We start from the raw sequence: 13,081 nt of genomic DNA, 5'->3' as shown, positions 1-13,081 counted from the left end.
ATATTAAAACCACTTTGGGTTAGGTTGACGATTTTCCGCTTCCCTATGCAAATCTTCGTAAATATACATGAGCTCCTTATCAAAAAGGGAGCGCTTCATATCCACAGCAAAAGCTCTTACCCGGGCCAGCAGCTCATTGGCTTCTTCCTCGGAAATCTCTTTGCCGTATTCATTGCGGAACTTAGCTTTGATGGCCGCAGTTCCCGAGTGCTTGCCAATCACAATCTGACGCTCCAGGCCCACTTCCTCCGGTTTAAACACTTCGTAAGTGAGGGGATTTTTCAAAGCCCCATCAGCGTGAATCCCCGACTCATGGGCAAACATATTGCTGCCCACGATAGCCTTCCAGGCAGGAACAGAACGTCCTGACGCTCTCGCTACAAACTCTGAAACCTCGACAAAACGCTCTGTGGCAAATTTCAGATCGACTCCGGCCAAATACTTCAGGGCCATGACAATTTCCTCTAAAGCTGCATTACCGGCCCGCTCGCCCAAGCCGTTGACCGTTACCCCAATATGGCTGGCTCCCGCTTTCACACCGGCTAAGGCATTGGCCGTTGCCATACCAAAGTCATTATGAGTATGCATCTCCACATCGATATCGATGGTTTCTTTGAGCTTCGTGATTCGCTCAAAGGTCGTGAAAGGCTCAAGGATCCCCACCGTATCGCAATAGCGAAGCCGGTCTGCCCCCGCCTCTTTGGCCTGACGAGCAAATTCCAGGAGAAAATCCAGATCGGAACGGGAGGCATCCTCCGCATTCACGGATATGTAAAGCCCGTTTCTCTTGGCAAATTCAGCAGCCTTGACCATTCTGGCCAAAACGTCTTCCCGTGTGGTCATCAGTTTATGTTCGATATGAATATCTGAGGTGGAAATGGATATAGCCACCGCATCGCATCCACATTCAATGGATTTTTCAATATCGGCTATGACCGCCCGGTTCCATCCCATAATACTGGCTTTCAAACCCATTTTAACAATATCACGGATTGCCTTCTGCTCATCGCCGCCCATGACCGGAACCCCGGCTTCAATCTGATGGACACCGAGATCATCCAGCATCCGGGCAATCATCAGCTTCTCCTGATTAGAAAATACTACTCCTGCGGTCTGTTCTCCATCCCGCAATGTCGTGTCCACGATGGTTAATTTTCTTTCCTCCACGACGATTTCAGCTCCTTAGCATTTTTGGCAATTATTCATCGACCTTAATACTAACACAATCTAGAAATTTGTGAACTATTATACGCCAACAAATACTGTATACTTTGCGAATAATAAAGAAAACCCGGCTTCGCCGTGCCTTAAACGCATACTTACAGATGAGGCGAAGTCGCTGGTTGCCCTTATGCTTAGAAAGTATACAGCGCAAGCTTATACTTTCTGATAGTGCAAAAACAAGACTTCCTTTCTGTCGGATTATACTCCAGAAAAGAAGCCCCATTGCTTATAGCTTTGCCGCGAAGTCCTTCAATTTTAACCCTACATTGCGCAATTCATCGATAGTTGCAGTATTCTCCTGAATGGCGGCTGCTTGCTGCTGGGAGATCGCTCCTGATTCCTCCGCTGAAAGGATCATAGTCTTGACCGCCGAAGAAATCGCCTCAATGATGACCTTTACCTGCTCTGTGGAATGTTTGCTTTCATCGGCCAATTTTCGGATTTCCTGAGCGACGACACCAAACCCCCGCCCATATTCTCCAGCCCTGGCGGACTCGATGGCTGCATTTAAGCCAAGCAGATTGGTCTGATTGGATATGGACTTGATGGAATTGATGATGACTTCCGTTTCAGCAATTTTCTTATCGGACAATTGGGCCTTCTCGGTAAGTGCTTGCCCGACTTCCGCCAGCCTTGCCGCTCCAGAAGCAATCTCATTCATCGCCCCGGCCATTTGGTCCAGCGTATCAGCTAATTGCTCAGCAACCTGATTGACATCCTGCTGTTTTTTTCGGCCTGTAGCACAGATTATGGTACCTACGGAATTGTTATTTTCATCGAGGATCGGAATGTTAACCCCTTTAAATGGCATGCCGTCACGGACATTAAACGTTGTTTTTCTTTTTTCCACCATACACTTTTCCGTGGCTTTTCCCCATACCTTGCTTCCCACAGTGATGCCAATCGGTAAATCGGAACCTTCCACAGCTTGTAAGTATTTTTCGCCATCAGTTACATAGAGTGCCATATCTTCAGGCAGAGACTTAACGATATGAGGCAAAACACCAACCAGAGCCTGCAACGCTTCCTGCCCTTTCAATACTTCCATCTTCTTTCCTCCAGACTTCGCAATTGAACGAAACTTGGGATTCACCATCATTTTACTATGGTTTTTCAAGGGAAACAATCTTGTGAATAATTATTTTGAAATTTCCAATTATAAAACGTTGATGCTGTTACCAGAGTCGATGCCTTACCAGAGCATACGCTTTCATCTCTTTTCTTGTGCTATGATGCACATGAAGCCGGACATATTTTCACTATATCTGCACATCTATGCTATATGTGGATAGCGTAACATATTTAGGTATAATCGTCTTTGTTCAATATCGACAATCATTTCTAATAATTTTTTACATAATTGCATAAACGTTCCTGATTCCACGTCAATTCTTTTCAGCAAAATAATTATCCTTTGCCTATCTCATACACATCTCGCTAATAAAGCTTCCCTTCCAAGACCATGTCCGGAAAGGAAGCTTTTCAAGCAAATCTTCTGAGCTTTATGAACTTCAGGCTTAAAATTTCGCCAGCTGCTCCTTCAGCAAGTCGTTGACCACGCCAGGGTTCGCCTGGCCTTTAGTGGCCTTCATAATCTGGCCGACCAGGAAACCGATGGCCCGGTCTTTGCCGGCCTTATAATCTTCCACCGATTGGGGATGAGCGGCAATCACTTCATCCACCAGCTTCAACAAGGCAGCCGTATCGCTGATTTGGGCTAAGCCCTTCTCCTTGATGATAACTTCCGGATCCTTCCCGGATTCAAACATTGCTTCGATAACCGTTTTGCCGATCTTACCGCTGATGGCACCTTTTTCGATCAAAGTCAGGAGTTCAGCCAGCTGAGAGGGCCGAACCGGGGATTCTTCCACACTGATTTGTTTGGCATTGAGGAGACGGGTGAATTCCCCCATCACCCAATTGGCCAGGGCCTTGGCATCGCTATAGCTCTGCAGCGCTTCATCAAAAAAATCCGACAGCGCTTTCGCCGCGGTAAGCACTCCTGCGTCATATTCCGTCAGTCCCAGGGACTGATAGCGTTCCCGGCGAGCCCCGGGCATTTCCGGAAGGGTTTGACGAATTTCTTCCACCCACTCCCTGGCGATGACCAGGGGCACCAGATCCGGCTCAGGAAAATAGCGGTAATCATGGGCCTCCTCTTTAGAACGCAAGGAAAGGGTGACTCCCTTCCCCTCATCCCAGGTCCGGGTTTCCTGAATAACTTTTTCCCCATCATCCAAAAGCCGGGCTTGCCGCTCAATTTCATATTCCAGGCAGCGCCGTACCGAGCTGAAGGAATTGAGATTCTTCGTTTCGGTCCGGGTACCAAACTCCTTCTGTCCGTGGGGGCGCAGGGACACATTGATATCAAAGCGGACCGAGCCTTGTTCCATCCGGCAATCGGAGACTTCCGTGTACTGAATGGTCCGCACCATTTCTTCTAAAAAGCTTACCACTTCGGCAATAGACCTCATATCCGGTTCTGAGACAATCTCCAGGAGCGGCACTCCGGTCCGGTTGTAATCCACAAAAGACTCCTCCGAGGTGGAGATGGTGGCACCGCTATGCACCAATTTTCCGGCATCATCTTCCATATGGGCCCGGGTTATGCCCACCCGCTTCTTTTCTCCGTCCACTGCAAATTCCAACCAGCCGTTTTTGCAGATGGGCAGATCATATTGGGATGTCTGAAAGTTCTTGGGGGCATCGGGATAAAAGTAATTCTTACGATCGAATTTAGAGAAGTCGGCAATGTCGCAATTTAAAGCCAGACCTGCTTTAATGGCCAGATTGACCACTTCACGGTTGAGGACCGGCAATACTCCGGGCAGCCCCAGGCAAACGGGGCAGACATGGGTATTCTGCTCTCCCCCAAACTCAGTGGAGCAATTGCAGAAAATCTTGGTCTTGGTGGCCAGCTCCACATGAACTTCCACGCCGCAGACCATTTCATAACGTTCAAAAATGCTCATTACCGCGCACCTCCTTTGCCTAAACCCGGTTTCATGGTATGGAAGGGGGTATTTTTCTCGAAGGCGTAGGCCGCTTTATAGAGGGTTCCTTCGGCAAAATGTTTCCCCATCAGCTGCATGCCCACGGGCAGTCCGTCCGCAAAGCCCGCTGGAATGGATAGAGCAGGAATTCCGGCCAGATTAATAGGAACCGTGCAGACATCGGACAGATACATGGTAAGAGGATCTCCGGATTTCTCCCCGATGCGGAAAGCGGTGGTGGGTGTTGTCGGGGAAAGGAGCACATCAAATTTCGCCAAAGCCTCTTCGAAGTCCCGGACGATTAAGGTCCTCACTTTTTGGGCTTTCAAATAATAGGCATCATAATAACCGGCACTCAAAGCATAGGTGCCCAGCATAATCCGGCGTTTAACCTCTGGGCCGAAACCTTCAGCCCGGGTTTGGCAGAACATCCCGATCACATCTTCAGCCCCTTCGGCCCGCCGGCCATAGCGAACCCCGTCATAACGGGCCAGGTTGGAGCTGGCTTCTGCCGTGGCAATCAAATAATAAGCCGGCATAGCATATTCCGTATGGGGCAGGGAGCATTCTTCAACGATCGCTCCCAGACTTTCATAAGTACGCAGGGCTTCCTGAAGGACCCCTTCCACATGGGGATCCAGCCCTTGTCCAAAGTACTCCTTAGGTACACCGATTCGTAAGCCCCGGATATCCTCGGTTAAGAATTGGGTATAATCCGGTTTTTCAAAGACCGCCGAGGTGGAATCCTTCGCATCATGTCCGGCGATAGCATTAAGGACCAGGGCATTATCTCTTACAGTTTTCGTCACCGGCCCGATCTGATCCAGGGAAGAGGCGTAGGCGATCAGGCCATAGCGGGACACGACACCGTAGGTAGGCTTTAGACCCACCACACCGCAGAAAGCTGCCGGCTGGCGAATCGATCCCCCTGTGTCGGAACCCAGGGCATATACCGCTTGGTCGGCGGCTACCGAAGCTACTGAGCCTCCGGAAGATCCTCCCGGTACCCGTTCCGGATCCCAGGGATTGCGGGTGGCGAAAAATCCGGAGTTCTCCGTAGAAGAGCCCATAGCGAATTCATCCATATTGAGCTTGCCTAACAGAACGGCGCCTGAGTCATGTAACTTCTCCGCCACCGTAGCCTGATAAGGGGGAATAAAATTCTCAAGAATTTTAGAGGAACAGGTAGTGCGGATTCCTTCTGTGCAAAGATTATCTTTCAGGGCCATGGGAATCCCCTCTAACATCCCCAGCTTCTCTCCCCGCCCTAGTTTTTCATCCACAGCCTTGGCTTGGGCAAGGGCTTCTTGCTTAGTAACTGTAATAAAGGCTCTGATATCGGGATCTACGGCTTCAATTCTATCCAAAAACCCTTGGGTAAGCTCTGTGGCACTGAGCGTCTTGCCCGCCAATAACTCATGCAGCTCACCAATGGTCAGTGCTGTCATCTCCATGAAGATCTTTTCTCCTTTCCGAATAAACAAGCGAAAGCATTTAAAAAGGCACTTTATTTAAGAAGGTATTTATTATAGAAGTTAAACAATCCGCGGTACTTTAAAGAAACCATCCTGGGCATCAGGCGCATTAGCCAGCACCTTTTCCCGGGCCATGGAGGGCTTAACCTGATCTTCCCGCAGCACATTATGTAAGGGAACTGCATGGGCTGTAGGTTTTATATCGTCCGTATTCAGCTTTTCCAGCATGGCGGCATAGTCCAGAATGGAGTTCAACTGTTCTGTATTGGTCACCAATTCTTCTTCCGTCAATTCCAAGCGGGCCAGAAAGGCCACATGTTCTACTTCTTCGCGAGAGATTTTCACTTCATTCACCATCCCTTTGTACAAAATAAGGGCTAGAGTTTAATACTATAACCCCAAAATGTATATTACAACAATTTTATGGGTAAATATACATTTTTCTGGAACAAAAATCAAGTTTTCAGGGCAAAAGTTCCGCAAATTCCTCTTCGCTTAAAACCGGAATTCCCAGTTCCTTAGCCTTGGCGAGCTTGGAACCGGCCTTCTCCCCGGCGACCACAAAGGCGGTTTTCTTGCTGACGCTGCTGGCAGCCTTGCCCCCAAACTCTTCGATCATGGTCTCTACATAGTGGCGATCCCAGCGTTGCAAAGATCCTGTCACCACAATGCTTTTCCCCGCAAAAATCTGAGGTTTGGCAGAATGCTGCGCACTCATCACTACTCCTGCCTGGCGCAGTTTATTCAGAAAGTGGTGGGTGCTTTCCTGCTGGAAGAACTGAGCGACACTTTGGGCCATAGCGGGGCCCACATCCGGGATCTCCTGCAATTCCTCCACCTGAGCTTTCTCCAGGTCTTCCATGGTTCCGTATTTTTGGGCTAGGATCTTGCCGGCTTTTTCTCCCACATGGCGGATTCCCAGACCAAAGATAAGCGGAGCCAATCCTCGTTCCTTGCTGTCTTCGATAGCTTTGAGCAGATTCTCGGCAGATTTTTTACCCAGCCGCTCCAATGGAACCAGGGCATCATATTCCAAAGCATAGAGATCGGCGGCATCCTTAATCAGTCCGGCTTCCAAAAGCTGATAAATAACCGCCGGTCCCAGTCCATCAATATTCATGGCATTCCGGGACACAAAATGAATAATGGCTTCCCGCTGCCGGGCCGGACAGGTGATGCTGGTACAGCGGTGGGCTGCTTCCCCTTCTTCCCGGATGACCGGACTCTGGCACTCAGGGCAGAGCTCGGGCATCTCAAAGATCCGCTCCCCACCTGTCCTTTTCTCCGGCAGGATTTTCACTACTTCAGGGATGACATCTCCAGCCTTTTGGATCAAAACATGATCCCCGATGCGAACATCCTTGGCGCGGATATTATCCAGGTTATGAAGAGTAGCCCGGCCCACGGTGGAGCCGGCCACAAAGACCGGAGTCAAATAAGCTGTGGGAGTCAGCACTCCTGTCCGCCCTACCCGAATCACAATGTCCTCCACAACAGTTTCCACCTGCTCCGCCGGAAATTTATAAGCGATGGCCCAACGAGGACTTTTGGCCGTAAAGCCCAGTTCCCGCTGCTGAGCGATATCATTGACCTTAATCACCAGTCCGTCAATATCATAAGGATAGTTATGGCGTTTCTCTACCATTTCCCCGCAATAAGCAATAACCTCTTCTATGGCGGAAAAGACCCGATATTCAGGGTTAACCGAGAACCCCTGCTCCTTAAGATAATCCAGTACGGCAGTCTGGGAAGCCAGCTCTCCCTCTTCAGGAGTCAGGACCTGATAAGCAAAATACCCTAATTTGCGCTGGGCCGTAATCCTGGAGTCAAGCTGGCGCAAAGAACCGGCCGCCGCATTCCGGGGATTGGCAAAGAGAGGCTGTCCAGCCTCTTCCCGTTCCTGATTCAGGCGCAAAAAGGAACCTTTAGGCATATAACCTTCTCCCCGCACATCCAGGCGGTCGGCCTGCTTACGCAGCCGCAAGGGAATAGCGGGTATGGTCTTCAGATTGGCGGTAATTTCTTCACCCACTTCACCGTCGCCACGAGTAGCGCCGCGCACCAGCGCTCCATCTTCATAAGTTAAAGCAACGGTTAAGCCGTCGATCTTAAGCTCCACCACATACTCCACTTCGGCAACCATCGAACGGACCCGGCGGTCAAATTCCAGAAGATCTCCGGCATCAAAAGCATTATCCAAACTAAGGAGGGCTTCAGCATGACGAACTTTAGGGAATTCCTTGGCGATATAGCCGCCGACCCGTTGGGACGGGGAATCGGGAGTCAGGAATTCCGGATGTTCTTTCTCCAGGCGAATCAATTCCTGCAGGAGTGCGTCATACTCTGCATCACTTAAGGTCGGCTGATCCAAGCCATAATATTGATAATTGGCTTCCTCGATTTGTTCACGTAAGGCCTCGATTCTTTGTGACACATCGGACATAAATATTCCCTCCTTGCATTGATTAAAAATATTCAGGTTGGAGCGCTTTGCTCACAGGCCATCTTTGCTCGGGTCGCGTAGCTTTAGGCACAACGGTCACTCCATAGCTCCAGGGCTGGTTCACTCGCTTTCTTAACAGCATCTGCGGCGGATGAGTATGCTTTGGGGTGTGCCGCCTTGAGCGAAACTGTCCACCGGACACTTTCGTCGCCAAACCCCGCTGCTATCTGCATGTTAACCGTGACTCCGCTTCGTTAAGAAAGCCTCGTTCACCCGACCGCCCCTCCGCTAAATCCGTTCCCTTTTGTGCCTAAAGCTACGTCTTGCGGGACTTTAGCACTTCTTTTGAGACTTTTGCGAGTCTTTTCTGGAGTCTTTTCTGGGACCCTTTCTGGAGCCTTTTCTATAGCCACCCCTTAAACCTTTCCCAGGATAGCCGACCTTGCCGCCTCAAGCGGCGTCGGTAAAGACGGAAAAAGCGGCCCGGGTCAACAACCTGCCCCATCTTCCCCACAAAGCCCTGCTCACTCAGACCCGCAAAGCTGCCCAAGCATTTTGCTTTACACTAGGGAGCGAATTTAAGCAAGCGGAAACAAAACTTCGCGAAAAGCACGCAGCGGAGTCGGGTTGGAAACAGGACGTTTCCAACCGCCCACTGAGAACAAGTGCGAAAGCAGTGCTTTCGAGGAGCGATTTGGGCGGGCACCCGACGGAGCGGAGAGCTTGAGCGTTAGTTTTGTCCGCGCAGCTTATGGAGCGACCGGTGTAAAGCAAAATCCTGGAGACCTAGCTTTCATGCCTTTCAAAGCAGGCATTCAGCTTTGTATTGTACAGGAGAGGCGCTGCGGGTCACCCTCACAACGCCATCTATAGTCTAACCCGTTAAAGGAACTCAATTCTCCGGGAGCTATTTATTGAAGGAAATATTTCGACAAGGGGGGAACCACCTGCTTCTTCCGGGACAGCACCCCAGGAAGGAAAATGCTCTCCTTGTCCAGGGGTTTATCAAAAGCCTTGGCTATCTCCTCAGGCTTGGCGCCGCTGATGAACAATTCCGTGTTTTCCTCCAAGAGGTCGGTCACCATCAGCATCAGGTAATTCATAGCCCGCTGGCCGCGAATCTCTTCCAGCCTTTGGGATAATTCGGCCCGCAATTGATCCAGACCTTCCAGCCCCATGACACTGAATTGACCGATGCCAACCCGGAGCTCTCCCATAGTAAATTCTTTGAGATCTTCTTCGATCAGCTCATCCACTTGCCGCTCCCCAAGATTGGAAGCTGCCTTGAACATTTGCACCCCAAATTCCTTGGGATCTACTCCGGCGATGCTGGCCAGGTAAGTGGCATTCTCTCTATCGATCTCGGTGCAGGTGGGAGATTTAAAAATAACCGTATCGGATAAAATAGCTCCCAGCATGATTCCTGCGATAGCTTTTTCCGGAACAACATCCCAATCCCGATAGCATTTGGCCACGATGGTGCAGGTGGAGCCCACAGGCTCATTGCGGAAGAGGATTGGCTCTCCGGTTTGGATCCCGCCTACCCGATGGTGATCGACCACCTCAAGAATCTGGGCTTGATCCGTGCCCACGACGGCTTGGCCAAATTCATTGTGATCCACGAGGATCACTTGTTTCCGGCTCAGGCTCAGAAGGTGATAGCGGCTGATCAAGCCGACGACCTTGCCCTGTTCATCCAGGACAGGATAATTGCGGAAACGGGTTTCCAACATCTTCTCTTTGACTTCAGAGATCAGATCATCTTCATTAAAAGCGACGATACCCTCTGTTTTCATGGCATTTTGCACCGGGGCAGTCATGGGCAGGAGCCGGGCCGCCGTAAAAGTATCATAGGGCACAGAGATGACCACGCAATTCTGCTGACGGGCTAAGTCTTCCAGCTCCGGCGCTAAGGTCGCACCCCCCGTAAGAATCAGGGCCGATACCCCTTGGCGGAGAACGCTTTCCTGGGCGGTCTGCCGATCTCCCATCAGGACAATATTGCCATTGCCTACATAAGCTTCCAGAGTCTCATGGCGCATGGCCCCCACATAGACATTCCCTTTAAGATCCTGCTCTGCACTGCCTACCAATAAGCGTCCGTTCAGTGTTCTGATCACGTTTTCCACCGGAATATGCAGGGATTCCAACTCATGATCCGCCATGCTCTCAATGTAAGAACCGGATAAATCACCTACCGTGATCATCCCGATCATTTGCTCGGTATGATCCACCACAGGCAGGGTCTTTTGGTTACTCTCTTTCATAATCTTCCAGGCTTCCAGAAGAGAGGTTCTTGGTTTAACCGCAGGAATAGGACCATTGAGCATATCCTTGACGCGAAGATGAAGATCCTTTAAGAGCTCCGGAGCTTCCACTCCGAAAGCATTTAAGACGAATTCCGTCTCACGGTTGATTTTTCCGGCCCGGTAAGGGATAACATGGTCCATGCCCAGGCGCTGTTTTAAGCGGGCATAGGCAATGGCTGCGCAAATAGAATCGGTATCCGGGTTTCTATGACCTACGACATGGATTTTTTTTGACACGTTGTTCTGTCCTTTCCCATAACGACATGAATATATCAGACTAAAGGTTCTCAATCAAACCAAGCATTCCCAATCAAAGCTTAACAAGCCTGGCATATTCCGCCATAAGCTTCTTGATCTCGCCCCCAAAGACCACGGAAAGTTCAGCCGAACTCCCCTCGCCTTTGATAGCTACAATCACACCTTTGCCAAATTTGGCATGTTCCACTTTTTCTCCCACTTTATAGTCCACCCCGGGGGCATCCTGGACGGGATTGCCAATAGTTCTCTCCCCGGTTCTCCAGGGTGATGGGCCTCCCGAGGGCGTCGCTGCCGGCCTTGCCGCAGCTGAATGGGCCTTCTGGGCCCGGGTGGGCGGGGGATCAATAGGATCCCGGTCCACCAGGACATGGGTGGGAATTTCCTGAAAGAACTCGGAAGGGCGGTTGTATTGAGTTCTTCCGTAAAGCATCCGCTGCTGGGCATAGGCCAGATAGAGACGCTCCCGGGCACGGGTTATGGCCACGTAGCAAAGTCTCCGCTCTTCCGCCAAAAGCACCGGATCAAGCATGGAGCGGCTGCTGGGGAAGATTCCTTCCTCCATCCCGCCCAGGAAAACCACCGGGAATTCCAGCCCTTTGGCACTGTGGATGGTCATCATCACCACAGCATCATCTGCCTGATCCAAAGAGTCGATCTGAGCTACTAAGGACACTTGCTCCAAAAACCCTGTCAGTCCGGGAACCAGGGCATCCTCAATCCCCTCCTGGACCACCGCGGTTTCGTAGTTATCCGCTTTCTCGTCATATTCAGCGGTCACGGATAAAAACTCCCGCAGGTTTTCCAGCCGGGCTTCCGCTTCCGGCGATTTATCACTAACCAGATTATCCCAATATCCGGTCCGTTTTAATACTTCTTCAACCAATTTGGTTACTGAGCTCTCCGCGGCGGCTAAGGCCCTGAGCTCTTGCATCAGGTGGGCAAAAGCCAGCAAAGGTTTCTTGGCCCGTGACTGCAGCTCAGGTATATAGTCGGCCTCCATGATCGCATCCAGAACAGGCATCTCCTGTTCATTGGCATAATCGAGAATCTTTTCTAAAGTGCTCTCTCCCAAGCCCCGCTTGGGAACATTCAAAACCCGGGAAAAGCTCACTTGATCCGCCGGGTTATGAAGAATGCGCAGATAAGCCAGGATATCCTTGATTTCCATCCGTTCGTAGAACTTAAGTCCCGAAAAAATCCGATATGGGATTCCTTCCTTCATAAAGCGTTCTTCAATAACCCGGGATTGAGCATTGGTGCGGTAAAGTACGGCAAACTCATTAAATTTGCGACCTTCCACATTGAGCAGGCGTTGAATGCGCTCACCCATATAACGGGCTTCATCATGCTCATTGTCTGCCACGTAATAGACAATAGGCTGCCCGTCCTCATTTTCCGTCCATAGGGATTTTTCTTTTCTCTCCGTATTGTTCTGAACCACTGAATTGGCGGCCTGGAGAATAGATTTGGTTGAACGGTAATTCTGCTCCAGCTTCAAGGTTTTGGCTTCGGGATAATCCCGTTCAAAATCCAGGATATTCTGCACATCGGCCCCGCGAAACATATAGATGGATTGGTCGTCATCCCCCACCACACAGAGGTTGCGGTATTTCTTAGCCAGAAGATTGACCAAAGCGTATTGGGCATGGTTGGTATCCTGATACTCATCCACAAGAATGTAGCGGAATTTATCCTGATACTGGGACAATACTTCAGGGTTCTCCCGGAACAGCCGGACCGTCAGCATGATGATGTCATCGAAATCCAGAGCATTATTGGCCAGGAGCTTCTTTAGATACAGTTCGTAGACCCGTTCTGCCTTTTGCTCAAAATAATCCTTGGCCCGGCGGGAAAAATCCTCCGGTGTCAGCAGCTTATTCTTGGCATCACTGATCACCGCTTCGATAGCCCGGGGTGCAAATTTCTTCTCATCCAGGTTCAGTTCTTTCATGCAGGATTTGATCAATGCCAGCTGATCCCCACTGTCATAAATGACAAAACTCCGCGAATATCCGGGCAAATAGCCGATCTCGCTTCTTAAAATCCGCACACAAGCAGAGTGAAAGGTTGCTACCCAAAGCCCTCTCCCTTCACTGCCTACCAGGCTGTAGACCCGGTCACGCATTTCCTGGGCTGCTTTATTGGTAAAGGTAATGGCCAGAATGTGCCAGGGCTCAACGCCTTGGGCGATTAAATGGGCGATACGGTAAGTTAAAACCCGTGTTTTCCCGGAGCCTGCCCCTGCTAATATTAATAGGGGACCTTCCCGATGCTCTACCGCTTGGCGCTGAACCGGGTTCAAATCCTCTAAACGATACATCTCACTCCACCTCACTATTCGACTTATTATTATATCATAGGATGGGGAGCTTATTTAAG

The 13,081-nt window shown here is 50.3% G+C and carries 10 protein-coding genes; 2 read left to right on the top strand and 8 right to left on the bottom strand.

Going from position 1 to position 13,081, the window contains the following annotated elements:
- Positions 1–3: 3 nt before the first annotated feature.
- From nifV to ligA, 6 genes are all read right to left on the bottom strand, one after another.
- The gene (gene nifV / locus DHAF_RS07595; RefSeq protein ID WP_005812386.1) at positions 4–1,167 is read right to left on the bottom strand and encodes a homocitrate synthase; all 1,164 of its coding nucleotides are present in this window, start codon (positions 1,165–1,167) and stop codon (positions 4–6) included.
- A gap of 283 nt (positions 1,168–1,450) precedes the next feature.
- Positions 1,451–2,272 carry a methyl-accepting chemotaxis protein gene (locus DHAF_RS26565; protein WP_015943487.1) on the bottom strand — a complete coding sequence of 274 codons (822 nt, stop codon included), beginning with the start codon at positions 2,270–2,272 and terminating at the stop codon, positions 1,451–1,453.
- A 469-nt stretch (positions 2,273–2,741) separates the two neighbouring features.
- The gene (gene gatB, locus DHAF_RS07585) at positions 2,742–4,196 is read right to left on the bottom strand and encodes an Asp-tRNA(Asn)/Glu-tRNA(Gln) amidotransferase subunit GatB (protein ID WP_005812379.1); all 1,455 of its coding nucleotides are present in this window, start codon (positions 4,194–4,196) and stop codon (positions 2,742–2,744) included.
- Positions 4,196–5,671, bottom strand: coding sequence for an Asp-tRNA(Asn)/Glu-tRNA(Gln) amidotransferase subunit GatA (gene gatA, locus DHAF_RS07580; protein ID WP_005812377.1), 1,476 nt, complete (start codon positions 5,669–5,671; stop codon positions 4,196–4,198). Before gatA ends, gatB begins: the two co-directional genes overlap by 1 nt.
- Before the next feature lie 81 nt (positions 5,672–5,752).
- On the bottom strand, positions 5,753–6,037 hold the full coding sequence (gene gatC, locus DHAF_RS07575; RefSeq protein ID WP_011461445.1) for an Asp-tRNA(Asn)/Glu-tRNA(Gln) amidotransferase subunit GatC: 285 nt from the start codon (positions 6,035–6,037) through the stop codon (positions 5,753–5,755).
- 118 nt (positions 6,038–6,155) lie between these two features.
- Complete coding sequence (gene ligA / locus DHAF_RS07570; RefSeq protein WP_015943486.1) at positions 6,156–8,135, bottom strand: NAD-dependent DNA ligase LigA; 1,980 nt, start codon at positions 8,133–8,135, stop codon at positions 6,156–6,158.
- 442 nt (positions 8,136–8,577) lie between these two features.
- Here ligA and DHAF_RS07565 point away from each other — a divergent pair, with 442 nt between their 5' ends.
- Together DHAF_RS07565 and DHAF_RS26665 are read left to right on the top strand one after the other, a co-directional pair.
- A complete protein-coding gene (locus DHAF_RS07565; RefSeq protein WP_015943485.1) occupies positions 8,578–8,862 on the top strand; it encodes a hypothetical protein in 285 nt (94 codons plus the stop codon).
- Positions 8,763–9,008 carry a hypothetical protein gene (locus DHAF_RS26665; protein ID WP_080510930.1) on the top strand — a complete coding sequence of 82 codons (246 nt, stop codon included), beginning with the start codon at positions 8,763–8,765 and terminating at the stop codon, positions 9,006–9,008. The genes DHAF_RS07565 and DHAF_RS26665 overlap by 100 nt, the downstream gene beginning before the upstream one ends.
- Before the next feature lie 38 nt (positions 9,009–9,046).
- Here DHAF_RS26665 and DHAF_RS07560 read toward each other — a convergent pair whose 3' ends face one another.
- Both DHAF_RS07560 and pcrA read right to left on the bottom strand, forming a co-directional pair.
- Complete coding sequence (locus DHAF_RS07560; protein WP_011461447.1) at positions 9,047–10,681, bottom strand: putative manganese-dependent inorganic diphosphatase; 1,635 nt, start codon at positions 10,679–10,681, stop codon at positions 9,047–9,049.
- A 73-nt stretch (positions 10,682–10,754) separates the two neighbouring features.
- Entirely contained in the window at positions 10,755–13,022 is a 2,268-nt protein-coding gene (gene pcrA / locus DHAF_RS07555; protein ID WP_015943484.1) for a DNA helicase PcrA, read from the bottom strand.
- Between the last annotated feature and the right edge of the window lie 59 nt (positions 13,023–13,081).

It is taken from the genome of Desulfitobacterium hafniense DCB-2, from assembly GCF_000021925.1.
Classification (GTDB): domain Bacteria; phylum Bacillota; class Desulfitobacteriia; order Desulfitobacteriales; family Desulfitobacteriaceae; genus Desulfitobacterium; species Desulfitobacterium hafniense.
This window is presented reverse-complemented; position numbering and strand designations above follow the sequence as displayed.